Origin of the sequence: Collinsella tanakaei, assembly GCF_016902615.1 — a bacterium.
GTDB classification, from domain to species: Bacteria; Actinomycetota; Coriobacteriia; order Coriobacteriales; family Coriobacteriaceae; genus Collinsella; species Collinsella tanakaei_A.
In genome coordinates, this window is the sequence record NZ_JACJMB010000014.1 from 1 (window position 1) to 24,982 (window position 24,982).

At 66.6% G+C, this 24,982-nt stretch carries 20 protein-coding genes; 2 read left to right on the forward strand and 18 right to left on the reverse strand.

All coding sequences use genetic code 11. The features are described 5' to 3' along the window. Positions 1-217 precede the first annotated feature (217 nt). The 4 genes from H6A21_RS06105 to H6A21_RS06120 form a co-directional block, all read right to left on the reverse strand. A complete protein-coding gene (locus H6A21_RS06105; protein ID WP_342589651.1) occupies positions 218-580 on the reverse strand; it encodes a hypothetical protein in 363 nt (120 codons plus the stop codon). Positions 581-587: 7 nt separating this feature from the next. Then, entirely contained in the window at positions 588-2,432 is a 1,845-nt protein-coding gene (locus tag H6A21_RS06110) for an ABC-F family ATP-binding cassette domain-containing protein (protein WP_204561382.1), read from the reverse strand. A gap of 236 nt (positions 2,433-2,668) precedes the next feature. Next, positions 2,669-3,988: an MFS transporter gene (locus tag H6A21_RS06115; protein WP_204561384.1), complete on the reverse strand. Its 1,320-nt coding sequence runs from the start codon at positions 3,986-3,988 to the stop codon at positions 2,669-2,671. A gap of 88 nt (positions 3,989-4,076) precedes the next feature. Continuing rightward, the gene (locus H6A21_RS06120; protein WP_204561386.1) at positions 4,077-5,318 is read right to left on the reverse strand and encodes a M20 metallopeptidase family protein; all 1,242 of its coding nucleotides are present in this window, start codon (positions 5,316-5,318) and stop codon (positions 4,077-4,079) included. 240 nt (positions 5,319-5,558) lie between these two features. Here H6A21_RS06120 and H6A21_RS06125 point away from each other — a divergent pair, with 240 nt between their 5' ends. After that, complete coding sequence (locus H6A21_RS06125) at positions 5,559-7,178, forward strand: amidohydrolase (protein ID WP_204561387.1); 1,620 nt, start codon at positions 5,559-5,561, stop codon at positions 7,176-7,178. A 179-nt stretch (positions 7,179-7,357) separates the two neighbouring features. Here the strand turns inward: H6A21_RS06125 and pstB are convergent, their stop codons facing one another. The 8 genes from pstB to rpsA all read right to left on the reverse strand — a co-directional run bounded on the left by pstB (position 7,358) and on the right by rpsA (position 15,396). Further along, positions 7,358-8,194, reverse strand: coding sequence for a phosphate ABC transporter ATP-binding protein PstB (gene pstB, locus H6A21_RS06130; RefSeq protein WP_204561389.1), 837 nt, complete (start codon positions 8,192-8,194; stop codon positions 7,358-7,360). Beyond that, positions 8,191-9,117, reverse strand: a complete 927-nt coding sequence (pstA, locus tag H6A21_RS06135; protein ID WP_342636072.1) for a phosphate ABC transporter permease PstA — start codon at positions 9,115-9,117, stop codon at positions 8,191-8,193. The genes pstB and pstA overlap by 4 nt, the downstream gene beginning before the upstream one ends. After that, positions 9,110-10,021 carry a phosphate ABC transporter permease subunit PstC gene (gene pstC, locus H6A21_RS06140; RefSeq protein WP_204561391.1) on the reverse strand — a complete coding sequence of 304 codons (912 nt, stop codon included), beginning with the start codon at positions 10,019-10,021 and terminating at the stop codon, positions 9,110-9,112. Before pstC ends, pstA begins: the two co-directional genes overlap by 8 nt. Positions 10,022-10,077: 56 nt before the next feature. Next, positions 10,078-11,019, reverse strand: a complete 942-nt coding sequence (locus tag H6A21_RS06145) for a phosphate ABC transporter substrate-binding protein (protein ID WP_204561393.1) — start codon at positions 11,017-11,019, stop codon at positions 10,078-10,080. Between the two features lie 502 nt (positions 11,020-11,521). Next, positions 11,522-12,934, reverse strand: coding sequence for a Sapep family Mn(2+)-dependent dipeptidase (locus H6A21_RS06150; protein ID WP_204561395.1), 1,413 nt, complete (start codon positions 12,932-12,934; stop codon positions 11,522-11,524). Positions 12,935-13,059: 125 nt separating this feature from the next. Further along, positions 13,060-13,740: an HAD hydrolase-like protein gene (locus H6A21_RS06155; RefSeq protein ID WP_204561397.1), complete on the reverse strand. Its 681-nt coding sequence runs from the start codon at positions 13,738-13,740 to the stop codon at positions 13,060-13,062. 29 nt (positions 13,741-13,769) lie between these two features. Then, positions 13,770-14,102 (reverse strand): DMT family transporter, encoded by a 333-nt coding sequence (locus H6A21_RS06160; protein WP_204561399.1) that lies wholly within the window; start codon positions 14,100-14,102, stop codon positions 13,770-13,772. Positions 14,103-14,235: 133 nt separating this feature from the next. Continuing rightward, positions 14,236-15,396: a 30S ribosomal protein S1 gene (gene rpsA, locus H6A21_RS06165; protein WP_204561401.1), complete on the reverse strand. Its 1,161-nt coding sequence runs from the start codon at positions 15,394-15,396 to the stop codon at positions 14,236-14,238. Positions 15,397-15,877: 481 nt separating this feature from the next. Here rpsA and H6A21_RS06170 point away from each other — a divergent pair, with 481 nt between their 5' ends. Beyond that, positions 15,878-16,636 (forward strand): HAD family hydrolase, encoded by a 759-nt coding sequence (locus H6A21_RS06170; protein ID WP_204561403.1) that lies wholly within the window; start codon positions 15,878-15,880, stop codon positions 16,634-16,636. 303 nt (positions 16,637-16,939) lie between these two features. Here the strand turns inward: H6A21_RS06170 and H6A21_RS06175 are convergent, their stop codons facing one another. The 6 genes from H6A21_RS06175 to H6A21_RS06200 form a co-directional block, all read right to left on the reverse strand. Then, positions 16,940-18,256 (reverse strand): serine dehydratase subunit alpha family protein, encoded by a 1,317-nt coding sequence (locus H6A21_RS06175; RefSeq protein WP_204561405.1) that lies wholly within the window; start codon positions 18,254-18,256, stop codon positions 16,940-16,942. A 441-nt stretch (positions 18,257-18,697) separates the two neighbouring features. Beyond that, entirely contained in the window at positions 18,698-20,137 is a 1,440-nt protein-coding gene (gene argH, locus H6A21_RS06180; protein WP_204561407.1) for an argininosuccinate lyase, read from the reverse strand. Next, on the reverse strand, positions 20,138-20,377 hold the full coding sequence (locus H6A21_RS06185) for a hypothetical protein (RefSeq protein WP_204561409.1): 240 nt from the start codon (positions 20,375-20,377) through the stop codon (positions 20,138-20,140). 235 nt (positions 20,378-20,612) lie between these two features. Beyond that, positions 20,613-21,845 carry an argininosuccinate synthase gene (locus H6A21_RS06190; RefSeq protein ID WP_204561411.1) on the reverse strand — a complete coding sequence of 411 codons (1,233 nt, stop codon included), beginning with the start codon at positions 21,843-21,845 and terminating at the stop codon, positions 20,613-20,615. Between the two features lie 889 nt (positions 21,846-22,734). Continuing rightward, positions 22,735-23,961: an MFS transporter gene (locus H6A21_RS06195; protein ID WP_204561412.1), complete on the reverse strand. Its 1,227-nt coding sequence runs from the start codon at positions 23,959-23,961 to the stop codon at positions 22,735-22,737. A gap of 52 nt (positions 23,962-24,013) precedes the next feature. Continuing rightward, positions 24,014-24,859: an HAD family hydrolase gene (locus H6A21_RS06200; protein ID WP_239462704.1), complete on the reverse strand. Its 846-nt coding sequence runs from the start codon at positions 24,857-24,859 to the stop codon at positions 24,014-24,016. Between the last annotated feature and the right edge of the window lie 123 nt (positions 24,860-24,982).

Below are 24,982 nucleotides of genomic sequence, written 5' to 3' on the forward strand. Positions count from 1 at the left end.
GTTCATCTCCCCGATCAGGTTTCTCTCCATATCGCCCTCCCGTGTCTCTGCACGGTCGAGCGTAAGCCCGTTGGTCGAATCGGTGAAAGTACGTTGGTGCGATCGGCGGGGATGCGTTGGCGGAATCGGCGCCGCCCGTTGGCCTAAACGGCGAATCTTAGATTAGCGGTAACACCTTTTCAGCCTCACGAGGCATGCCGAAAACAGACGGGGCTCGCTACAGGTGGTAGCGGCCGAGCAGCTCGGGGTATCCCTCATCGACGGCATCGTTGAACTGATGCGCGTACAGCCCGATGGCGAGCACCCAGGTGAGGGTCAAGACGATGGCGACAAGGATCGTGAGCGCCACCGCGCTGAACGCAAGCGCCGGCGTCGGGCCCGTGAGCGACCCGGTCATGATGAGCAGCGCCGCCACGAGCACCGCCACGAACACGGTCACCCGCCGGAACGCCCGACGGCGCGCCCGATGGGCGCGCGCGAGCGCCGCGTGCAGCGCCGCGAGCTCGTCGACGGAGAAGCGCCTCTCGACGAGCTTCGCGCGCTCGTGGGCGCTCAGGCTGTTGATGTGCAGCTGCGCCACGGCTCCCCTACCCCTCGAGCTGCTCGCTCGCCTCGAGCCATGCGGTCTCGAGCCCGTCGATCTCGGCGCGCTCGGCATCGATCTCGGCCTGCTTGGCGACAAGCGCCGTGTAGTCGGTCGGGTCGATCTGGGTCAGCGCCGCCTCGAGCTCCTCCAGTTTCGCGCGGCGGCTCTCCATCTTGCGCTCGAGCGAGGAGACCTCGCGGCGCAGGCGCTGCCGCTCGGCATTCGAAAGTCCTGAGGGCTGCGGGCCGGCACCGGACGACTCCGCCGCGCTCGCAGCAGCATCCGCCGTGCGCCCCGCGCGCGCCGCCCCCTCCGTGCCGTCGTGCGCCGCCGCGACCAGGCGCAGGTACTCGTCCACGCCGCCCGCCACATGGCGCAGGCGCCCGTCGATGATGGCGTACTGGCTGTCGGTCACGCGCTCCATGAGGTAGCGGTCGTGCGTCACGAGGATGAGCGTGCCCGGCCACCCGTCGAGCAGGTCCTCCACGATGGCGAGCATGTCCGTGTCGAGGTCGTTGCCCGGCTCGTCGAGGATGAGCACATTCGGCTCGTCGAGAATCGTCAGCAAGAGCGACAGGCGGCGGCGCTGGCCGCCGGAGAGGTCCCCGATGCGGCTCCAGAGCTGCTGCGTGGTGAAGCCGAGGCGCTCGAGCAGCTTCTCGGGGCTCGTCTCCTTGCCGTCCACGATGTAGAGGCGCTTGTAGTGCGACAGCACCTCGCGGATGGTCTGGTCCATATAGGGCGCGAGCTCGTCGAGCTGCTGCGAGAGGATGCCGAAGCGCACCGTAGCGCCGATCTTCACGCGGCCGCGCACGGGCGCGAGCTTGCCCTGGATCACCTGGAGCAGCGTCGACTTGCCCGCGCCGTTCTCGCCGAGCAGCCCGAAGCGGTCGCCCGCGCCGATAAGCCAGGTGGCATCCGACACGACCGGACGAAACGCCCCGGTCTCCTCGTCGGAATAGCCCGCCGTGGCGTCGATCACATCGATCACCTGCTTACCGAGGCGCGAGACCGCGAGCCGCTTCAGCTCGAGCTCGTTGCGCACCGGCGGCACGTCGGCGATGAGCGCCCGGGCCGCCTCGACGCGGAACTTCGGCTTCGTCGAGCGGGCCTGCGCGCCGCGCGAGAGCCACGCGAGCTCCTTGCGCGCCATGTTGCGCCGGCGGTCCTCCGCAGCCGCAGCCAGGCGGTCGCGCTCCACGCGCTGCAGGATGTAGGCGGAGTAGCCGCCTTCGAACGGGTCGACCCGGCCGTCATGCACCTCCCACATGGAGGTGCAGACCTCGTCGAGGAACCAGCGGTCGTGCGTGACCACGAGCAGCGCGCCCACGCCGGCCGCCCAACGCGTCTTCAGGTGCGCGGCGAGCCAGTTGATGGTGCGGATATCCAGGTGGTTCGTGGGCTCGTCGAGCATGAGGACGTCGTAGTCGCCGATGAGCAGGCGCGCAAGGTCCACGCGGCGGCGCTGGCCGCCGGAGAGCTCGCCGACCTTCCCCTCCCACTCGACATCGGCGATCAGCCCGTCGAGCACCGAGCGCACGCGCGGGCTCGAGGCCCACTCGTACTCCGGCGCGTCGCCCACCACGGCATGGTGCACGGTCGCGTTATCGTCGAGCGCGTCCTTCTGCCCGAGCAGGCCCACCGTCACGCCGCGGCGGTGCGTCACGCGGCCGTCGTCTGGTTCCAGCTCGCCGGCGAGCACGGACAGCAGCGTCGACTTGCCGTCGCCGTTGCGGCCGACGATGCCGATGCGGTCGCCCTCGTTCACGCCAAGAGTCACGTCGTCGAAGATATGCTTCGTCGGAAACTCAAGCTCAACCGAATCGCAACCCAATAGGATGGCCATGCGCCGCCCCTTCGCCTCAAGATGTCTTTCCAGCCATCCATCCTAGCACGTCGGCACCTCCTTCCCCCTGAAGGAGAAACGACGCGCATCTCCCTAAGGAAACACTGACTGGCGGCTTCCCCGTCCCCCTTGAGGACAAGCTGCCCCAGTACGATCGCGCGGAAACAACAGCGGCGGCGCACGTTCCCCGAAAGAACGTGCGCCGCCGGGCGAATGTCGAGGTGGGAAGCGGCACGCTAGCGCAGGCTCGCCACCAAGCGGTGCGCCGAGGGCGCCGCGGCGAGCAGCAGCGCGAGCATGATGACGGCGCCTGCGATGGAGGCCGCCCACATGGGGATGAACGACAAGAACGCGTCGAACACCATGCCGCTCATGATGGTGCCGAGCGCATACCCGAGCATCTCGAGGCTCGTGATCCAGCCGGTGATCTTACCCATGTCCTTCGTGCCGTACAGGCGGACCGCCACGAGCGGCGGGGCGACGGTGCCCATGCACGTGCCGAAGCCGAAGAACGTCGCCGCGACGATCGGGCCCACCGTCGTCGCCGGGAAGCACATGCCCGCGCTACCGATCAGGCACGCGAGGCTGCCGATGATGATGCCCCAGCGCACGCCAACGCGGTCATAGAGGCTGCCCGTCACGATCTTGGAGATGAGCACGACGATCATGTTGTAGGAGTAGAACATGCTCGCGAACTCCGCCGTGTGGCCGCCCGTCACGACGGTCTGGCCCTCGACGGTCACCGAGGTCAGGTTCGTGATGGAGTTCGGGATGGCAGCGCCGTTCAGCACGCCCATGACGACGAAGCCGGCAACGAGCATCCAAAACGACGGATGGCTGCGCACGCGCTTCCAGCCGACCTCGACGTCCACGACGGCATCGCCCGCCGCCCCCTTCTTGGCGCCGGGTGCGCCGGAGGCACCCGAGCCGTACGGCTCAAGGCCGATATCGGAAGGGCGGCTGTGGAAGACGGCCACCGTGATGGGGAACGAGATGATGAAGCACACCGCGGCGAGCACGAGGAAGGCCGTGCGCCAGCCGTAGGCGCCGATAAGGCCGTTCACCACGGGGCCCAAGATGGCGCCGCCGAAACCGGAGCCCGAGAGGGCGAGCGCCACCGCGAAGCCCTGCTTGGCCGAAAACCAGTTCGTGACCACGATGGAGATGAGCAGGCGCGTGCCCGCCACGACCACGAGACCGTCGATGGCGAACAGCACGAACAGCTGCCAGGCCGCGCCCGCGCACGCGAAACCGACGAGGGCCGCCGCCGTGATGGCCACCGACAGGCCTCCAAGGATGCGCCCGGGCACGCGGTCGACGACGTGGCCCACCACGAGCGCGCCCACGATCGAGACGAGCGTCGACAGCGAGTTCGCCGTGTTGTACGTGCCGACGGTGATGCCCAGATCAGCCACGATGTGCGGCTGGAAGAGCGACATGCCGCTCACCATGATGGTGTAGCACGTCGCCATGATCAGAAATCCCGCGGCGACGAGCCACCATCCGAAAAAGGGTTTCGTCCCCTTGCCGCCCCGAGCGGCACTCCCCTGCGTCATCGCTCCTCCTCATAGGTCATGTGGCACCTGCCCCCGCGCGATGGCGCTCGCTTCCCCCGGGAAGCGCGCGCCGCGGCGCAAAGGCACGTCAACGGTTTGCAAGCCAGGTCACGGCGGCGGCCGCGTGCATCGCCGCGCCCATCCACAAGACGCTCTCGTCGAGCACCATATGCGGGTTGTGGTGCGGCGCGGCGTCGACGCTACCCGCGCCAAGCTGCACGAACATGCTCGGCACCGCGCGCGACACGTACGCGAAGTCCTCCGTCACGGGCATGGGCGCGTCGATGGTCACGCGCTCCGTCCCCGCCACGGCCCGAAGCGCGTCCACGAGCTCATCGGCGAGCGCGGGATCCGTGACCGTGCACGGGACCTCGAACGTCGCGATGTCGCAGGTTGCCCGCCACGCCTCCGTGTAAGCACGGATGATCTCGGGCAGGCGCTCGAGCGCATGGGCGCGTGCCTCGACGTCGAAGCTGCGCATCCCGAGCTTGAGCTCGGCCGTGTCGGGCAGGGCGTTCGGCACCGTGCCGCCGCCCATGGTCCCCACCGACAGCGTGATGGAGGCCGCCGGGTCGATCTCGCGCGTCATGAACAGGTTCACCGCCTGGTAGATCTGGTTCACGACCATGAGCGGGTCGATGCACTGCTGCGGGGCCGACGTGTGGCCGCCGCGGCCATGCACGCGCACGGCGATGGTGTCGAGCGAGGCGCTCGTGACGCCGGGCGTGTACACGATGCCGCCCGCCGGCGCGTTGGCGATCACGTGCAGGGCGAAGGCGGCGTCGACCTTCGGGTTCTCGAGCAGACCGTCGTCGATCATCGTCTGGGAACCGTACCCGAGCTCCTCGCCCGGCTGGAACATGAGCTTGACGGTGCCCGGCAGCTCCGCCTCGTGCTCTTTCAGCACGCGTGCCGCCGCGAGCACCATCGCCGCATGGGCGTCGTGGCCGCACATATGGCTGCAATCGCGCTGCGAGCAGAACGGCAGGTCGTTTTCCTCCACGATGGGCAGCGCGTCCATGTCGGCGCGCAACAGGATGCACGGGCCGCCGGCGCCGATCGTGGCGACGATGCCCGTCGATGCGGTGATGCCCGGAAAACCGAGCTCCTCGTAGCGCTGCGTGAGCTCGGGCGCAACCGCGCCGCAGGTGCGCCAGGGGATGCCGAGCGCATCCAGGCGGGCGCACACGAACCCCGCCGTCTCGGGCAGGCTCATGCCCACCTCGGGGATCCGGTGCAGCGCACGGCGGTCGGCGACGATGTCATCCTGCAGGCGACGCGCCGTCTCCACCACCGTGGACCTCAGGCGATCGAGATCGAGTTCGCTCATGGCCCGACCCTTCTGGTACGTAAGGCGGTCTCGCGGCACCTATGCACATCGAGACCCGTGCATGGTGGGATAATACCACCGTTCGTGTAGAGCGGCCGTTTTTATGCATATTGTTACGTTTCGGGCATGCGGGCGCCGCCCACGGATGCCGCGCGGACGCCGGCCAGCCTCCCCGTTCACAGGCGCGCCCGTACGCACTATGCTGGATGCAGATGCGAACGACGATGCCGGGAGGCGGACATGAGCGAGACGATTCCGACCAGATTCGAGAACGCGGCGATCCTCACCGAGGACCCCGCCTGCCCCCGCGCGGACACGATGGTCGTCCAGGGAGGGTCCATCGCCTGGGTGGGCTGGGCAGACGATGTGCCCGAGCGCTTCACCGGCGACGCGTGCCGCGCCGTCGACCTCGCGGGCGCCCGCGTCATCCCCGGTTTCGTGGACGCGCACATGCACGCGCTCATGCTCGCCGCCTTCAGCACGCAGATCTCGGCGCTGCCGCCCGCGGTCAACTCCATCGAGGAGCTCGTGGACGCCATACGCCGCGTGCGCGCGACCCAGGACGCCGACATGTGGATCCAGGGCTGGGGCTACGACGAGGAGCTGCTGGCCGAAAAGCGCTCCCCCACCCGCTGGGACCTCGACCGCGGATGCGCCGACGCCCCCGTGTGCATCCTGCGCACCTGCGGGCACATCCGCTGCGTGAACAGCCGCGCCCTCGAGATCGCCGGCATCACGCGTGACACCCCCGATCCCGCAGGCGGCCAGATCGAGCGCGACGAGAACGGCGAGCCCACCGGGGTCCTCAAGGAGACGGCGCGCGACCTCGTGAACCCGTACATCCCGCATGCGAGCCTCGAGGACGACGTGCGCAACCTCGTCGACCTCGGTCGGCTCATGGCCTCCCAGGGCATCGTCGCCGCGACGGACATGTGCACGCTCGACGGCACCGACGCCATGCCCGCGCTGCGAGCCGCCGCGCGCGCCGGCCTGAAGCAGGATGTCGCCACCTACGTGCTGTGGGATTACGTGAAGGACGACCCCGCCTTCCGCATCGATACGAAGGAGACCGACCGGGCGCAACAGGTGTTCTGCGCCGGCATCAAGCTGCTCTCCGATGGAAGCGTCTCCGGCAGGACCGCCTGGTTCGACGTGCCCTACCTGGGCGCCGACCCGTCTGACCCCGACGCGTGCGGCTTTCCCACCTGCACCGATGAGGAGCTCGACGGCGCCATCGCCTTCTGCCGCGACAACACCTGCCAGCTCTCCGTCCACGCCATGGGCACGCGCGCCATCGACCGCGTGCTGGCGCACCTCGACGGTATCGCGCCGTGGTGCGAGGGATATCCGCACGTCCGCATGGAGCACGTGACGGCGCCGTCCGCTCAAGCCGTCGAGACGTTCGCGCGCACGGGCATCGGCGTGGTCACCCAGCCCATCTTCCCCTACGCGGAGATCGCCACCTACCGCGCCAACTGCGGGGATGAGCGCACGCGCACCTACTATCCGCTGCGCACGCTCATCGACGCCGGCGTGAGGCTCTGCATCTCCACCGACGCGCCCGCAACCTCGTGGGCCACGCCCTCCGATCCCTTCCCCAACATCAAAAGCGCCGTCACCCGCCACGCGAGCACGGGCTTCGACTTCGGGGCGTCCGAGCGCATCGACATCGAGGAGGCCCTCGCGCTCTACACGCGCGAGGCGGCGCGCATGGTCGGATTCGCCGACCTCGGCATGCTGCGCGCAGGCTACAAGGCGAGCTTCGTCGTGCTCGACCGCGACATCCTGGCCGTTCCCGCCGATGAGATCGACCAGGTGGGCGTCAGCGCGACCTACATCCGCGGCGAGCGGGTCTTCTAGCAAACCCGGGATCCCGGCGCTCGCGCGCCTGTGGCGGGGTGAGCGCCGGAATGGCCGGGGATATCACGGCATATGAATACAGCGACGACCCGGATGACCGGGCCGCCGCCGCTGCATGGTTGTCCGCTCCGCGCCGGCTGCACCAGCAAGCCGCCGCAGGGGTATGAATATGCGCTCGGCTAGGAGAACATACCGGTGAGGTAGTCGTTCAGGCGCTTGTCGCCCGGGCGCTGGAAAATCTGGTCGGTCTCGCCGTACTCAACCATCTCGCCCATGTAGAAGAAGGCCGTGCGGTTGGAGACGCGGGACGCCTGCTCCATGTTGTGCGTCACGATGACGATGGCGCGGTCCTGCACGATGGAGTTCATCAAATCCTCGATGGCAAGCGTCGAGATCGGGTCGAGTGCCGAGCACGGCTCGTCGAACAGGATGACATCCGGATGCATGGCGAGCGTGCGCGCGATGCACAGGCGCTGCTGCTGGCCGCCGGACAGCGCGAACGCGCTCTGGTTGAGCTTGTCTTTCACCTCGTCCCACAGCGCCGCGCCGCGCAGGGACTCCTCCACCATCTGGTCGAGCGTGTCCTTGTCCTTGATGCCGTGGCGCTTCGGCGCGAACGTGATGTTCTCGCGGATGGACTTATGGAACGGGTTCGGCTGCTGGAACACCATGCCGATGGACTTGCGGAGCTCGTAGAGGTTCTCGGTCTTGGTGTTGATGTTTCTGCCCTGGTAGAGGATCTCGCCCTCGACGCGACAGCCCTTGATCTCACGGTTCATGAGGTTCAGGCTGCGCAGGAAGGTGGACTTGCCGCATCCGGACGGGCCGATGAGCGCGGTGATCTCGCCCTTGTGGAACTTCAGGCTCGTATCGTTCAGCGCATGGTGGTCGCCGTAGTATACGTTCACGTCCTTCGTCTCGAGGATGACCTCGTCGGAGATGGCCACGCCCGTGGTGCGGTGCGCCTTCTCGCTCGAGCCGACACTCTTCAGGAACTGATCGGTTTCTGTCGTCATTCGGCAGTCATCCTCCTCGCGAGCGCGTTGCCGGCAATGCGCGAGAGCACATTGAAGAGCAGCACGCAGATCATCAGAAGCGCGGCGGTACCCCAGACGATGTGCTGGGCCTCGGGGCTGCCCTCACCGTAGATCTTATAGATGTGCACGGCGAGCGACTCGCCCGGACGGAAGATGTTCCACGCGCACGTGGGGCTGGCGAAGTTCAGGGAGAAGAAGTTCAGGCGCGCCGGCGAGCTCATACCGGAGGTAAAGAGCAGCGCCGCGGCCTCGCCGAACACGCGGCCGGCCGAAAGCACCACGCCGGTGACGATGGCGGGCATGGCGGCCGGGATCAGCACGTGCAGCGTCGTCTCCCAGCGGGTGAGGCCCATGGCGAGGCACGCATCGCGCTGGCTCGACGGAACGTCCTCGAGCGCCTGCTGGATCACGCGGGTCAGGATGGGGATATTGAACATCGTGAGCGCGATGGCACCGGAGATGAGCGAGTAGCCCCAGCCGAAGCTCACCGAGAACATCAGGAAGCCGAACATGCCGACAACGATGGAGGGCAGGCTGGAGAGGGTCTCGATGGCCGTGGACGCGACCTTGGTGATGGGTCCCTCGGGTGCGTACTCGACGAGGAACACCGCCGCGCCCAGCGAGATGGGCAGCGAGATGATCAGGGTCAAGATCAGCAGGTAGAACGAGTCGAACAGCTGGTAGGCGATACCGCCCTCAGTGCCGTTCGAGCGGCTCGCCTCGGTCAGGAAGCCGGGCTGGAAGAGCTGGCCCATGCCCTGGGCGAGGATATAGAGGACCATCGCGACGACGATGAGCATGACGATGCCCACGATCAGGGTCAGGATACCGGTTGCGATCCGGTCGTTGCGCATGGAGCGCCTGATACGGGCGTTCTGCGCATCCGTGGAGATGTTAGCCACGAGCCTTCGCCCCCTTCGCGCCGATGAGGTGGATGATCAGGATGAAGATGAGCGACATGCCCATCAGCAACAGGCCGAGCGACCACAGGACGTCGTTTTGCACCGAGCCGGTGGCGTAGACCGCCATGGAGGTGGTGAGCGTCGTGGTGATGGTCGAGGCGGAGTCGAGCAGGCCGTGGGGCATGGCCTCCACGCCGCCGATGACCATGCGCACGGCGAGGGTCTCGCCGAACGCGCGCGTCATGCCGAGGATGACCGCGGTCATGAGGGAGGGCGTGGCGCTCTTCAGCACGACGTGCCAGATGGTCTGCCAGCGGGTGTAGCCGAGCGCCAGCGAACCGTTGCGGTAGCCGTCGGGCACCGCGCGCAGCGCATCGATCGACAGCGTCGTGATCGTCGGCAGGATCATGAGCGCGAGCACGATGGAGCCGGGCAGGATACCGAGGCCCAAATCGACGTTGAAGATCACGCGGATGGCCCCGACGATGACGTGGAAGCCGATCAGGCCGAACACGACCGAGGGGATACCGACCAGCAGCTCGATGAGCGGCTGGAAGTACTTCTTGCCGAACTTCGGCTGAATCTCGACGACGAAGATGGCCGCACCGATCGCGATGGGCACCGCGATGATCGTCGAGATGATCGTAACCGCGAACGAGGTCACGATGAGCGGGAGCGCGCCCGTATTGGGCAGGCCGGTCGCCTCGTTGGTGTTCGCGAGGTTCCAGTCCGTTCCCGTGAAGAACTCTGCTACGTTAACGCCATCCTTGATGAAGGTGGACAGGCCGCGCTGAGCAACCATGAAGATGAGAGCCACAACGACAAGTGTCACGAGCGCGACACAGGCGCCCGTGACACTCAAGCCTACCTTCTCAAGGTTGCGTTTAGGCATCTGCTTCGCCATAGCGCACCTTTCGAAGAATATCTACGTACAGGGGCGTAAACCGGGGATACCCGAGTCTACTTCTCGGTGACGTTGCCCTCGGCGTCCTTGACAACGGTCATCTTGGAGACGGGGATGAAGCCCTGCTCCTCGACGAGGGAACCCTGGACGTCATCGGAGAGCATGTACTCGAGGAACGCCGTGGTGGCCTCGTCGGCGTCCTTCTTGCAGTACATGTGCTCGGTGGCCCAGATGGGGAACGAGTTGTCGCAGACGTTCTCGGAGGTGGGCTCGACGCCGTTGACCTTGATGGCCGTGAACTTGGAGTCGTCGAAGTGCGAGAAGTCAAGGTAGGAGATGGCGTTGTCGGTGGAGCCGATCTGGGTCACGACGTCGCCGGACTTGTCGAGCTCGGCCTTGCCCTTGAAGGTGGACTCGGGCTGGCCGGCGCCGAAGACGGCGGCCTCGAAGGTGGCGCGGGTGCCGGAGCCGGACTTACGGTTCATGACGTAGATCTCGGCGTCCTCGCCGCCGACCTCGGACCAGTTGGTGATCTCGCCGGAGAAGATGCCCTTGAGCTGCTCGAGGGTCAGGTCGCCGACGGTGACGTTCAGGGAGACGACGGGGCCCATGCCGACGACGGCGACCTCATGGTCAACGAGGTCGGCGCACTGATCGGCCTCGAGCTTGGTCTCGGCGAACACGTCGGAGTTGCCGATGCTCACGGTACCGTCGGCCACAGCGGTGAGGCCGGTGCCCGAACCGTTGCCCGAACCGGTGATGGAGACATCCTGGTTCTCGTTCATGAACTGCTCGGCGGCAGCCTCGACGAGGGCCTGGAACGAAGAGGCGCCATCGTAGGTAACCGTACCGGTGAGCGTGGAGCCCTCAGCGGCAGAGGAACCCGCGGCGGTCGCGGCGGTATCGCCACCGCAGCCGGCGAGACCGAGGCCCGCGACGGCGGCAAGGCTGCCGGCGAGACCGAGGAACTGACGACGAGAGCAAGCGTTGTCGAACATAGTTCTCCTTTCGCGAACACACGCGATCCGTGTTTCGCACCATCTGTATTAGGGCGGCCATGCATTCCCGCCCACGTTCCGCAACGTACTGTATCGCGCGTTCGCCGCCCGATTTCGCTCGCTCACGTCTTATTACGATGCTCTGACCAACCATTACGCGGGGATTTCTACCCCCTTACAAGCACCTTACAAACCGCCCCGTCTCCGTGTCTCCATTGGGGACGGGGTAGTTTGGTGCCACTGTGGCACCTGCCGGGACAGACCTTGCCCACGCGACGTCACGGTTCTCAGCGGGGACGGCAGCAGGTGTGCCGAGCGGCACGCCCGCATAGGGCCCCTTCGCCGACGGCAGGCGATGCGCAGGACGCAGCAGCCGCGATGCCGGTGCCGCATCCGATGACGGCCCGTCCGCACCGAAGCCCATCATGCCCCTCGGCATCCGCGCGCCACAAAAAACGGCCCTGACCGCCTGTGCAGTCAGGGCCGTCGGAGCGCTCGAACCCTAGAGCTCAAGTTCCATCAGGCGCACGAGGGCCAAGATGTAGATCTTCAGGGCCTCCTTGAGCTGCGCCTCGTTCGCGCACTCGTTCGGGCCGTGCATGCTGCCGCCCCAGGCGGGCAGCTCAAGGTCGTTGTCCTCCGGGCCGAACGACACGGCGCAGGCGAAATTGCGCGCGTAGGTGCCACCGCCCATGGAGAACGGACGCGCCTCGCGACCGGTCACCTCACCGTATACATCGAGCAGAGCCTGGACCGCCGGGTGGTCCGCCGAGCACGAGAACGGCGGCTTGGCGCGCCCCAGCTCGCACGCGGCGCCGAAGCGCCCGGCAAGCGCCTCGCAGCGCGCGGCCAGCTCATCGGCGGTGGTGCTGTCGGGGAAGCGCACGTCGATGGTCTGGCGAATGCGGCCGCCCGCCACCTCGATCGTGCCGCCGTTCACCGTCAGCGGGCCGAACGCCTCGCTCGCAGTGGCGATGCCCATGGCCTCCCCCGCCGTGTCGGCGTGGATGGTCGCCAGCAGCTCGGCAAAGCGGCGCTCCTCCCCCTCCAGCACGTCCGCCTCGATCAGGTAGCCGACGATGAGGCCGATGGCGTTGAGGGTGCCCTCGGGCAGCGACGCGTGGCCGCCGATGCCGTGCGCCACGATGCGCGCGCGGCCGGGCTCGACGGATGCGATCTCCAGCCGGTCGGCATGGGCCACGGGAGCCGGCAGCTCGGAGGCGTCGATCGCGACCACGCAGACCGACTCGGCGGGAATGGCGTTCGTGGCCTCGGCCCCGCTCCACGAGACGATGCGCCCATCTTCGATGGGTGCGCTCACGAACGTGGCGCCGAAGCAGCCCTTCTCGGCGTTGCCCACCGGGAACTCGGCGTCGGGCGTGAACAGGAAGGCGGGGTCCTCATGGTCGTCGAGGTAGTGGTGCACGTCGGTCATGCCCACCTCCTCGTCGCAGCCGAGCAGCGCGCGGAACGTATAGGGCGCAGGCGCGTCCAGGCGACGCAGGTAGGCGCCGGCGTAGAGCGACAGCACCGCCGGGCCCTTGTCGTCGATGACGCCGCGGCCGAGCAGCCAGCCCTCGCGGCGCTCGAGCGTGAACGGGTCGGTGTTCCAACCGGGGCCCGCGGGCACGACATCCACATGCGCGATCGTCGCGATCTGGCGCGCCGATGCGCCCGGAATGTCGGCGATGCCCACATACCCATCGTCGTCAGACGTCTCAAAGCCCAGGCGCTGCGCGATGCCGAGCGCGCAGTCGAGCGCGCCGCGCACGCCCGGACCGAACGGCGCACCCGCGGTGCCCAGCGACGAATCGGCCACCGATGCCACGCCCACGAGCTGGGCGATATCGGCGACGACGTCCTCCCATACCTCGTCGACGTATGCGTCGACGGAAGCCTCGAGTTCCTTGTCCATCTCTATCCTTTCGATCAAGCAGAACGATCGCGACCCATCATACCCCGGGCACGCCCTGTCCTCATAGGGGACAGTCCCCAATGAGGACAGTGGCACCAAACTACCCCGTCCCCAATGGAGACAGGCTAGAGGCCGAGCAGAGCCGCCACCTCGGGCATGCCATGGGCGATCACGTCCGCGCCCGCGCGCTCGTGCTCGCCGGAGCGCGCCGTACCGGTATAGACGCCGATGCAGGGCACGCCGCACGCATGTGCGCCGATGGTATCGTGCTCACGGTCGCCCACCATGACGGCGTCGTCAGGGCTGGCACCAAGCCGCCGCAGCGCCTCGGCGATGCAATCGGCCTTCGTATCGCGACCGGGCTCGACGCGCCCCGCAACCGTCTCGAACGGCGGCAGGTCCATATGGGAGAGCATCTCGAGTGCCGTCACCTCGAGACGCGACGTCGCGATGGCGATGCGCGTGCCGCGTTCACGCAGGCCGGCGAGCAGCCGCGGTACACCGGGATTCGGCGGGTAGTCGGCGGGCGTCACGGCCACGTTGAAGATCTCGCGGTAAGCGTCCGTCAGCCGCATCGCCTCCGCTCGGTCGACCCCGAGCAGGCCCGCGAAGCCGTCCAGGAGCGGCGGCCCGATCAGATAGTTCAGGTCCCCCACCGAATCGGGATCGTAACCGCAACGCGCCAGGGCCGCACGCGCGGTCGTCAGCACGGCACCCGTCGTGTCGGCGACGGTCCCATCGAAATCGAACAGCACCACGGGACGCGCCGCGAACGGGCACGCCCCACCACCCTTGCGCTCTTCCATGGTCAGCCCCTCTCCTTTCCGCATAGCACCTAGTGCGCCACCGAGTTCAAATTCAGCATGACGACGCCCACGACGCACAGGATCATCCCGATCACGCTCACCGGCGTCATCTGCTCACCGAAGAGCACAACCGCGATCAGGGTCGTGGCGACGATACCCACCGCGCACCACGTCGCATACGCCACCGACAAATCGACCGTCAGCAACGCGCGCGACAGGCACCAATAGCAGGCGACGTAGAACACGACCGTCGCTGCGCTCCACGCCGCATGCGTGAACCCCTGCGAGTACTTCAGGCACGTGGTCGCTACGATCTCACTGCCGATCGCGGCAGCGAGCAGCAGATACCCCGTGTGCGCCATAGTTGCCCTCCATTTGTCGGCACCCGCATCCCCAGGCACTCCCATCTACGCAAAAAGCCCCGACACCAGCGTGCCGGGGCTTCTCATTCTAGCAACGATGCTCACGCATCGCACGCAGCGTCAGCAGCAGATGCTACTCGGCATCCTCGTCCTTCTTCTCGGACGGCAGCGGAGCGACCTCGATCTCGACGCCGAGGGTCTCGGCGGCGGACTTCATCGAGAGGCTGATGCGACGACGGTCGAGGTCGATCTCCATGACCTTGACCTGGACCTTAGCGCCCACATGGGTGACCTGGGACGGCTGGTCGACGTGCTTGTTGGCCATCTCGGAGATGTGCACGAGGCCCTCGATGCCATCACCAAGGTCGACGAACGCACCGAACGGCACGAGCTTGGTAACGGTGCCCTCGACGATAGCGCCCACGGGGTACTTCTTGACGAGCGCGCGCCACGGATCCTCGGTGGTCTGCTTGAGACCGAGGGAGATGCGCTCGCGGTTGAGGTCGACATCCAGAACCTCGACCTCGACCTCCTGGCCGACCTTGACGACCTCGGAGGGGTGGTTGACATGGTTCCAGGAGAGCTCGGAGATGTGGATGAGGCCGTCGATACCGCCCAGATCCACAAAGGCGCCGAAGTCCACGATGGAGGACACGGTGCCCTTGAGGCGCATACCGGCCTTGAGCTTGGAGAGGATCTCGGTGCGCTCGGCCTTGCGGGACTCCTCGAGCACGACGCGGCGGGACAGAACGACGTTGTTGCGGTTGCGGTCCATCTCGATGACGCGAGCCTCGATGGAGGTGTGCAGGTAGGAGCTGAGGTCCTTGACGCGACGGAGGTCGACGAGCGAAGCGGGCAGGAAGCCGCGCAGGCCGATGTCGAGGATCAGGCCGCCCTTGACGACCTCGATGACCTCGCCCTCGACGTTCTCGCCGGAGTTGAACTTCTCCTCGATGCGGTTCCAAGCGCGCTCGTACTCGGCACGCTTCTTGGACAGCACCAGACGACCATCCTTGTCCTCCTTCTGAAGGACAAGAGCCTCGATGGAATCGCCCAGCGAGACGATGTCTGCAGGGTTGGCATCCTTGCGGATGGAGAGCTCACGGACGGGAATGACGCCCTCGGACTTGAAGCCGATGTCCACGAGGACCTCGTCGCGCTCAATCTTCACGACGGTGCCGTTGACCAGATCTCCCTCGTCGAAATCGGTGATGGTGCCGTCGATGAGGCTGTTCATCTCCTCCTCATTCACATCATCAAGGGAGAAAATGGACGAGTTCTGAATCTCACTCAAAGGTGGACCCCTTTCGAACTACGGGGCCCCGATTGCTAGGACCTGCAGATTGCACGAGCACTGGACCTTGTCCGACGCCGTGCGCACCGTTTGGAACTTCTCGGGAGCCGACAGATACTGATGCGAGCGTATGCTCACGTTTGTCTAGGGTACGTGGAAACGTACCGAATTTCAAGCGCGAACAGTGATTTTTACGTAAGCGGCCGGAAATCGCCCCGGCGCTACGGGCTGCCCGCCCTTCCATTCGGCGACATGATGCCGCAGGATTTCGGGCCTGCCTTCATCGACCGATCGCATTTCATGAAACAGAAACATCCATCGTGCAAAAATGGTGGGCATATGGCCCGTTGTCGCACTACATATATATGTGCAGCCTGCGTCCGTTTGATTGTTTCCCGAATGCGACACCGCGCTCCTGCGCTGCCGCCCGTCGTGCTACGATACCCGCCAACCGAACGTAGCGGGACATCGAGGAGGCGCCATGCTCAAAGCCGTCGTATTCGACATGGACGATACCCTGCTCGACATCAATCTCGGCGCCTTCGTCGCCGTCCTCGCGAAAGACGAGTCGAACCTGCTCGCCGACATCGGGCGCAAGAACCCCCTCTCCATGTTCGCCGCCTACACCGCGGCCATGCTCGAGATGAATCGCGCCGAGCGCGACAACACGTGCACGAACCGCGAGCTGTTCGACAGCATTATCGAGCGTCGCGGCGGCGTGGCGCTGCGCGACCCTGTGATCGCCGACGCGCTCGCCTTCTACGAGCGCGAGATCCTCCCCTCCCGCAACGACGGCATCATCAGTGCGCGCCCCATGCCGGGCGCGCGGGAAACACTTGAAGCCGTGCGGGAACGCGGCCTGCGCTGCGCGCTGCTCACCAACCCCTGCTTCAGCGCCGAGTGCATCGAGTGCCGGATGGGCTGGGCGGACATCCGCGACGTGCCGTTCGAGCTCGTGACGACCATGGAGAACACCCGCCGCGCCAAACCGAACGCGACCTACTACCAAGACGCGCTCGATGAGCTCGGGCTGGCCCCGCATGAGGTCCTTATGGTGGGAAACGACCCGCGTCGCGACTTCCCCACCCCCGATATCGGGCTTGCGACCGCCTACGTCGGCCGCGGCACCCCGGTGCGCGCCCGCTGGTGCGGCCCGATTGCCGATCTGGCACGCGATCTCGACCGTCTGATCGAGCAGTTCGCTGAGAGCGGCGACGATGTGCCGGCGGATTGCACCTGATTTCCGATATTAGGCTCCCCCTGTGAGAGACAGCTCTGGCAGCGCCTGTTGTCAGGGTGCGTACCTGCGTATTCGCCGCTTCGGCAGGTGCCGATAACTCCGGTATGTCGTTTTGGGCGCCTAACTGCGGAAATACATTGCAGCTACCGCCGCTGCGGCCTCCTGCGGACACTGCGCCCGGGCGCGCACGCCGCCCCGATCGACCTCCAACCGCAAAACAACCCTGCCCGGACGCTCTCACGGCACGTGTGCCGGGGTGCAACCGGGCCGGGCTTTCTCGCCACGTGAGGTAATGGGCACCGCCTATACGCGCGTCTTGCCGATCATGATGTTGAGAATCTCCACGTCGGTCTCCTTCATGCCGACACGGCCCACGTACCCCATGCTCTCGATGGTCTCCTCGACCGTCTTCTGCACGAGGCCCTCGCCCGCGCGGAACCCGCGCCCGGCCATCGCCATGTCGCAGCCCAGGATAGCCGCATCCACCGCCGCGGAGATCTTCGCCGCGCAGCTCGGCTTCGCGCCGTCGCACACGATGCCGCCCACGTTGCCGAGCGTGTTCACGATCGTCGCACCGACCTGCCCGTGCGTGCCGCCACGCATCCAGCAGATGGCAGCACCTGCGCCGCAGGCAGCGCAGACCACACCGCAAAACGCCGACAGCGCACCGATGTAGCCTTTGACGTGCGCCGCCACGAGATCGGAAAGGGCAAGCGCGCGCACAAGCTTCTCGTGGTCCACTCCCAGCTGCTCGGCGTACTCCATCACGGGCATGCAGGCGGTGATGCCCTGGTTGCCCGAGCCGCACACGATGGCGACGGGCAGGGCGCAGCCGCTCATACGGGCGTCGGAGCCGGCGGCGGCGCGGGCGCGGGCGCGGCAGGCGACATCCTTCTCGCGGCAGGCGAGCAGCGTGCGGCCCACCTCGGCACCCCAGGCGTGCTCCAAGCCCTCGCGCGAGATGGCGTCGTTCAGCGCGAGCTGACGCTCGAGCACCTCGCGTGCGCCCTCGATGTCGCCCGAATCGGCGAAGTCGATGATCGCATCGATCTTCAGCATGTCGTAGGCGGGATTCGCCTCGTGCTCCATGAGCGCCGGATCGGCCTCGCGCGAACCCTCGAGCGTGGCGTCGTCGAGCGCCCGGAAGACCACGTTAGTGTGGTGCTCGGCGATGACGACCTCGGCGGTGTGCCCCGAGGCGTGCGCGCAAACCTTGATATAGAGGTTGGGGACATCCTCGACAAGCTCGACCGTGCAGAAGCCGGGGCGCTCGAGCAGCTCGCGCGTGCGGGCGATATCCGCCGTGCTCACGGTCTCGAGCACCTCGAGCGCGCTGTCGGCGTTGCCGCCCACGGCGCCGAGCGTGGCGGCAGCCTCGATACCCTGCATGCCGTCGGAGTTGGGCACGGTCACGCTCTTGACGTTCTTGATGATGTTGCCGGAGCACCCCACCTCGAGGGACTCGGGCTCCGTTCCCAGCGTGCGCGCCACGAGCGCGGCGGCGTAGGCCACGGCGATGGGCTCGGTGCAGCCGAGCGCGCAGACGAGCTCCTCGTTCAGGACCTCGCAGAACGCGCGATCGCGGATGTCGGTGCAGAACGGGGCTTGCGGTTGCGCCATGGCAGTCTCCCTCACAGGAAAAACTATGCAAATCAACCCCTATTGTATGCGTTTTTCAGCCAAACCGAAACGCCCTCCAGACCCCATGTCCTCATTTGTCCTCATTGGGGACGGGGTATCCAGAGGACATCTGGCATCGTCCGGGACAGCCCTTGCACATGGGGCCAGGTGGCGCAAACGTTCGCGTTCGCCGGATGCGGGCCCCGGCAGTCTTTGCGGGCAAATGCAGGAGCTCCCTCATCCGCCGCTTGCGCCGCACAAACGCAAACTTCGAGGCCGCCCGTTGCCGCCGGGGGCAACATGGCACCAAACTACCCCGTCCCCAATGAAGACAGGGCGCTTCCGGCGGAGACGGGGGCGCTAGGGGTCGCTCCCGTCCCCGCAGGAAGCGCCCTGCGGGATGCGCTTATGTTGGCGAATCTGCCACCGTGCGCCAGCGCGCTAGAACACCGACTGCGTACCGGTGCCCATCTCCACCACGGGGGACAGCGCATCGAGCGCCGCGCGATCGGCGGCGATACCCGCCTCGACCTTTTCCATCTGCTCGGCCACCGCAGACGGGGCGGTGCCGCCGCGCGTCGTGCGCGCGGCCACGATAGCGTCCAGGTCGAACGCGCCCAGCACGTCGTCGCCAAACAGGTCGCTCGCCGCGCGGAACGTCTCGAGCGGCAGCTCAGAGATGTCGCAGCCGGCCTTCTCCGCCTCGAGCACGAGATGGCCCACCACGGCGTGCGCCTCGCGGAACGGCATGCCGCGCTTGGCGAGGTAGTCGGCAACATCGGTCGCCGCGAGGTGCCCGCGGTGCATGACGGCGCGCATGCGGTCGGCGTGCACCGTCCACGTGCTCACCATGCCGCACATCACGGACAGGCACTGCTCGAGCGTTCGCGCCGCATCGAGCGCGCCCTCCTTGTCCTCCTGCAGGTCCTTGTTATAGGCCAGAGGCAGGCCCTTCACCGTCACGAGCAGCTGCACGAGGTCGCCCACCACCCGGCCGCTCTTGCCGCGGATGAGCTCGGCGAAGTCGGGGTTCTTCTTCTGCGGCATGATCGAGGAGCCCGTCGAGAACGAATCGGACAGCGAGATGAAGCCGAACTCCTGGCTGCTCCACAGCACGATCTCCTCGGAGAGGCGCGACAGGTGCACCGCCATGACCGAGCAGGCGTACTCGAGGTCGAGCAGAAAGTCGCGGTCGGACACCGCGTCGAGCGAGTTCTCGATCACACGGGAGAAGCCGAGCGCGTCGGCTGTCATCTGGCGGTCGAGCGGATAGGTCGTACCCGCGAGCGCGGCGGCACCGAGCGGCGAGGCGTCGGCAGCGTCGAAGGCGGCGGACAGGCGGACGAAGTCACGCGCGAGCATCCACGCGTAGGCGAGCAGATGGTGCGCGAAGAGCACCGGCTGCGCGTGCTGCAGATGCGTCATGCCCGGCAGGATCGTGTCGCCCGCATCCTTCGCGGCGGCGACGAGAACGTCTCTCATCGCGAGGTTCTGCTCCATCAGGCCGCGCGCAAGGGCCTTCGCGGCCAGGCGCGTATCCGTGGCGACCTGGTCGTTTCGAGAGCGCCCCGTATGCAGGCGGCCGCCCGCGGCGCCGATACGGCGCGTGAGCTCGCTCTCGATCGCCATGTGGATGTCCTCGTCGTTGATGTCGAACGTGAACGTCCCGGCGTCGATATCGGCCTGGATGCCGTCGAGGCCCGTGCAGATCGCCTGGGCGTCCTCATCGGAGATGATCCCCTTGGCGGCGAGCATGGTCGCATGCGCCTTGGAGCCGGCGATGTCCTGCCGGTACAGATGGCGATCGACCGGCAGCGACGCGCCGAACTGCTGGGTGAGCTCGGACACCGAGCCCTCGAAGCGGCCTCCCCACAGCGCCATCTAGCACGCCCCCTCGAGCTTGTAGACCGACACGCAGGTCATGGCGCCGCCCTGGTGGAGCAGCTCGCGGGCGCTGCCGGCGGCGACGGGCGCGGCGCCGGTCACGGCAAAGCCGGCGACCCGCGAGCGCGGACCGCGGTGGGCGCCATCGGCGTGCACCCACTCCTTCAGCGACGAGGGCGTGGCGTATACGGCGTCATAGTCGAGCTCGGGTACGAGCGCGGAGAGAAAGGCGAACATGGGGAAACTCCAATCGAAAGACGAGGGGCGCAGCGGCCCGAGCGCGCAGCGGCCAGAAAGCGCGGCCGCCCGCAGGCATGAGCGTAGGCGCGATAAGAAGGCGCCGCCCCCGGCAAGTCGCGACCGGGGACGGCGCGGCGGTGCGCACGAGCACCGCAAGAAGGTAGGAGGCTCGGGGCCCCGACGTGTCAGTGTCAGTGGTCGGTCGGAACCAGAGCAGGGAGGTAGCTGGGGCTTAGGCGAGCTCGGACGCGGCGACAGAGGTCGGGCCCTGCATCTTCGCCCAGGTCTTGAGGGAGAGGGTCTCGATGGTGATGAAGCCCTCGGAGGCCTTCTCGTCGAAGGTGGTGTCGCGGTCGTAGGTGGCCAGGCCGAAGTCATACAGCGAGCAGGGGCTCTTGCGGCCCATGACGGTGCAGTGGCCCTTGAAGAACTTGACGCGGACGGTGCCGGTCACGAACTTCTGCGTCTCGGCCATGAAGGCGTCGAGCGCCTTCTTCAGCGGGCTGAACCACTGGCCGTTGTACACGCAGGTAGCCCAGGTCTGCTCGAGGTAGAGCTTCTGGTGCAGCACGTCGCGCTCGAGCGTCAGGTCCTCGAGGGCCTTGTGGGCGTTGATGAGGGTGAGCGCGGCGGGAACCTCATAGCACTCGCGGGACTTCAGGCCCACCATGCGGTTCTCCATCAGGTCGAGGCGGCCGTAGCCGTTCTCGCCCGCAATCGCGTTCAGCTTCTCCACGAGCTGGGCGAGCGGCATCTCAACGCCGTCGAGCGCCACGGGCTTGCCGCCCTGGAAGTCGATGTCGACGTAGGTCGGGGTGTCCGGGGTCTCCTCCGGGTCCTTCGTCATGACCCAGACGTCATGCGGGGGCTCGTTCCACGGGTCCTCGAGCACACCGCACTCGATGGCGCGGCCCCACAGGTTGTCGTCGATGGAGTAGGGGTTGTCGTTGGCGCCCTCGGGCACCGGCACGCCGTGCGCATGGGCGTAGGCGACCTCGTCGGGGCGGCACTTCAGATCCCACTCGCGCACCGGCGCGATGACCTCGAGCGAGGGGTCGAGCGTCAGGATGGACGCCTCGAAGCGCACCTGGTCGTTGCCCTTGCCGGTGCAGCCGTGGGCGACGTACTTGGCGCCGTACTGGTGCGCGACATCAACGAGCTTGGCGGCGAGCAGCGGGCGGGACAGGGCGGAGAGCAGCGGGTACTTGTTCTCGTACATGGAGTTCGCGGCGATGGCCTTCGTGAGGTACTCGTCGGCGTACTCGTCTTTCAGCTCGAGCACGTGGCAGTCAATGACGCCCAGGTCGAGCGCCTTCTGCTTCTTGTACTCGAGGCCGTGGATCTCCTGGCCGACGTTACCGAGCACGCAGATGACATCGAGGCCCTTCTCCTCCTGGAGCCACTTGATGCAGACGGAGGTGTCCAGACCGCCAGAGTACGCGAGAACGACTTTTTCCTTGCTCATGGGAGTTCCTTTCAAATAAATGAGCGGATGGAACCGGATGAGCCCGCCTTGGCAGTGCTTGCGCTGCGCATACGCATGGATATCGAGCTGTTCGAACGAAAACTCCCCTACCGGCCTACGCATAGAGCGCGACCCCGATATGATCAGAGGAGGAAACCCGACGCACCTATCGACGAACCCTGTGCACGAGAGTTTGCCCTCATGCGGATCGAGACGACTCGGTTATCGTCGTCGGGAAATCGCACGCTGGCGTCGGATAGCAACCGTGGCGGCATTCTGGCTGGGCATGATGGCGCTTGCGGCCATGCCCTCATATGTTGCCAGAACCGTGTTCACCGGAGTGCTCCCTAGACGTTCCAGTACGTGCAGATACAACCGTGAGCGGTAGCGTGTGTTCGCTGAGCGGTCGTGCCGCCTGTCCGCTTCACGTTGGACGCTACTATACGCTAAAGCGCGTACAGCGTGAACCGAGATTTTTCAAATTCATTGGATTTATTTTCGGCACCCGTGGCGAATACCTAATGCGACCTGCGGGTTTGCACACCTTGATGCCACGTAACAAACAGGAAACTTTATGCACGCGCTCCCCCGAGACGCATAACGCAGCGTCGATATGCGGCCGAGGACGATATGATGCGCGTGTGATGAAGACGGCAGCGTGCCGAAATCGACGGAGCCCGAAGCGCTCCGAAAGCGTCGGGTACGGGGCGCCAAACGCCGCATGCGCAATAACGACGAACTTGCCAACAGTCTCGCTAAGAGGTCTTCTGAGCGAGACTGTTGGCAAGTTCGTCAAGTTGCCCTGGGGGTAGCCGCCCCCGGACCTGTCACGGCACGACGCACTCGCTTCCCTCCCGTGGCGTCGGATGCGCGTACCGGCAGCGGTGCCCTATTCGCCCTTCCCCAAGCGCAGCACCAGGGCGATGAGCGGCACGCCGAGGACCACGCAGCTCGCCCCCACGAGCACCGCCTGCACGCCGAACAGGTCGGCAAGCACCGGCGCGGCGAACAGCGGCAGAACGCCCGCGCCGTTGAAGCCCGCGTTCATGACGGAGTTCACGCGGCCGAGCAGCGACAGCGGCGCGTTGATCTGCACGAGCGTGTTCTGCAGCGGTGTGACCATGCCGAACGCGCAGCCGAGCAGAACCTGGCCGCAGATGGCGCAGATGACGTTGTCCGTCCCCACGTAGAGGATGCAGGCCGCGCCCTCGGCGGCGATCAGCAGCATGAGTGTGCGCACCGTGATGAGACGGTGCGGCACGCGCATGGCGAGCATCGCACCCGCGACGCTGCCCACGCCCGCCGCGCTCGACAGCCACCCCATCCACGAGATCTCGACCTGCAGCACATCGCGGTAGTAGAGCGACTCGAGCGGGTCGAAGGCGCCGTAGCCCGCATAGGCGAGCACGCCGACCAAAAACAGCAGGGCAAGCGAGGGCACCGAGAAGACCGCGCGGGCGGAATCGGCGAAGGTGCCGGCGGAGGACACCTCATCGTCTGCCCGCCCCAGGGCGCGCTCGACAGCCGGCGCGCCGCCGATACGTCGCAGCAAGACGGCAGCCGGCAGGACACCGAGGATCGCGAGGACGCCGGCGAACACGAAGACGCGCTGCACGGGCAGCACGGTCGCGATGATGCCGCCGATGGTCGGCCCCACCACCACCGCGGCGTTCGACACGACCGACAGCAGGGCGTTGGCGCGCTTGAGCTCCTCGGTATCGATGGTGAGGTAGGCGGGGTAGCTCGACAGGAACGTAAACCCGAGGCCCGTGGCCAGGCCGAACCCCGCGCTCATTGCGAGCACGCTCGCCATGCTCACAGAGACGAGCTGGAAGGCAAAGCTCGTTGCGGCGGCGGTCACGAGCGCGACCAGTGTGTGCACCGCGGGACCGCGCGTATCGAGCAGCGAGCCACCGCAGGCGTTGCCGCCGATGATAAACAGGTTGAAGAGCCCGACGGCGAGCGCGATGGCGGCGGTGCTCGCCTCGAGCTCATAGGTCAGCGTGCCGATAACGCCGATGAAATAGGCCGCCTGGACCCCCAGGTAGAGCAGAAAGCGCACGGCGGCAAGCGCGATGGCGCCGCGCGGCAGCCGGGCTGCAGACGATATGTCCATACGGAGCAACCTCCCGAACGTCGATATCTACCGGACAGATGCGCCGGAAATATCAGTCGGTAAGCTCCAGCAGCCGATCGATGACCTGTGCCACACCGCGCTCGTTGTTGGTGGGCGCCACGAAGCGCGCGTGGGCGCGCATGTGCTCCTCGGCGTTGGCGACCACGTACCCGTGGCCCACGGCCTCGAGCATCTGGATGTCGTTGTAGGTGTCGCCGAGCGCCAGCGCGTCGGCAAGCGGGATGCCGAGGTACTCGCACAGACGGCGGATGCCCGTACCCTTGTCGACATGCTTGTTCATCATGTCGATCCACTCGCGCCCGGCGTTCGTGACCGAGAAGCGCCCGCCCCAGGCATCAGCGTAGGTCTCGGCGTAGACCTCCTCGGCCGTCTTGTCCGGGAAGTAGACGGTGTACTTGTTGACATCCACATCGAGGTCGTCGAGCGAGTCGACGTAGACGATCTGCGTGAAGAAGCGACGGAAGAAGTCGTCGTAGACGGCGTCGCAGCGGCGCAGGTAGCCCGCCTCGATGCCGCAGACCACCGGGCAGCCGCGCCCGTCGGCGAGCGTGAAGTCGATGAGCTCGTGGTAGGTGGCGACATCGATGAGATCGGTGAACACGATCTCGCCGGCGCACGAGATGGCCGCCCCGTTGTCGGAGAGCAGCGCCATGTAGTCGGTCAGGTCCGGGAACATGTCGCGCAGCGTGTAGAGGGGACGGCCGCTCGCAGCGCAGAACACGATGCCGCGCTCGGCCAGCGCGCGGATGCGCTCGGCCATGTGCGGCGGCATGCTGCCGTCGTCTGCAAGCAGGGTGCAGTCCATGTCGCTCGCCACGAGCTTCACGCGGGCGAGGTCCGCGTCATCGAACATCGTGGGCATATCGTGGATGGACATACAGCTACCTCTCCTCCGGGCGCCTTCGCAGCAACGCCATCGATTATAGCGTGGCGCAGCCGCACACGGGACGGCTTCGCGCCAAGTCGGCACAGGCGCGGGCGGGCACGCACCCCGAAGGAC

Bases quoted from the DNA above. Each gene is read 5' to 3' on its own strand.
- H6A21_RS06195 (WP_204561412.1), bottom strand. From the start codon at position 23,961: ATGGACATATCGTCTGCAGCCCGGCTGCCGCGCGGCGCCATCGCGCTT.
- H6A21_RS06145 (WP_204561393.1), bottom strand. From the start codon at position 11,019: ATGTTCGACAACGCTTGCTCTCGTCGTCAGTTCCTCGGTCTCGCCGGC.
- H6A21_RS06160 (WP_204561399.1), bottom strand. From the start codon at position 14,102: ATGGCGCACACGGGGTATCTGCTGCTCGCTGCCGCGATCGGCAGTGAG.
- H6A21_RS06125 (WP_204561387.1), top strand. From the start codon at position 5,559: ATGAGCGAGACGATTCCGACCAGATTCGAGAACGCGGCGATCCTCACC.
- H6A21_RS06185 (WP_204561409.1), bottom strand. From the start codon at position 20,377: ATGTTCGCCTTTCTCTCCGCGCTCGTACCCGAGCTCGACTATGACGCC.
- H6A21_RS06150 (WP_204561395.1), bottom strand. From the start codon at position 12,934: ATGGACAAGGAACTCGAGGCTTCCGTCGACGCATACGTCGACGAGGTA.
- pstB (WP_204561389.1), bottom strand. From the start codon at position 8,194: ATGACGACAGAAACCGATCAGTTCCTGAAGAGTGTCGGCTCGAGCGAG.
- H6A21_RS06120 (WP_204561386.1), bottom strand. From the start codon at position 5,318: ATGAGCGAACTCGATCTCGATCGCCTGAGGTCCACGGTGGTGGAGACG.
- H6A21_RS06170 (WP_204561403.1), top strand. From the start codon at position 15,878: ATGCTCAAAGCCGTCGTATTCGACATGGACGATACCCTGCTCGACATC.
- H6A21_RS06155 (WP_204561397.1), bottom strand. From the start codon at position 13,740: ATGGAAGAGCGCAAGGGTGGTGGGGCGTGCCCGTTCGCGGCGCGTCCC.
- H6A21_RS06200 (WP_239462704.1), bottom strand. From the start codon at position 24,859: ATGTCCATCCACGATATGCCCACGATGTTCGATGACGCGGACCTCGCC.
- H6A21_RS06175 (WP_204561405.1), bottom strand. From the start codon at position 18,256: ATGGCGCAACCGCAAGCCCCGTTCTGCACCGACATCCGCGATCGCGCG.
- H6A21_RS06110 (WP_204561382.1), bottom strand. From the start codon at position 2,432: ATGGCCATCCTATTGGGTTGCGATTCGGTTGAGCTTGAGTTTCCGACG.
- H6A21_RS06190 (WP_204561411.1), bottom strand. From the start codon at position 21,845: ATGAGCAAGGAAAAAGTCGTTCTCGCGTACTCTGGCGGTCTGGACACC.
- argH (WP_204561407.1), bottom strand. From the start codon at position 20,137: ATGGCGCTGTGGGGAGGCCGCTTCGAGGGCTCGGTGTCCGAGCTCACC.
- pstC (WP_204561391.1), bottom strand. From the start codon at position 10,021: ATGGCGAAGCAGATGCCTAAACGCAACCTTGAGAAGGTAGGCTTGAGT.
- H6A21_RS06115 (WP_204561384.1), bottom strand. From the start codon at position 3,988: ATGACGCAGGGGAGTGCCGCTCGGGGCGGCAAGGGGACGAAACCCTTT.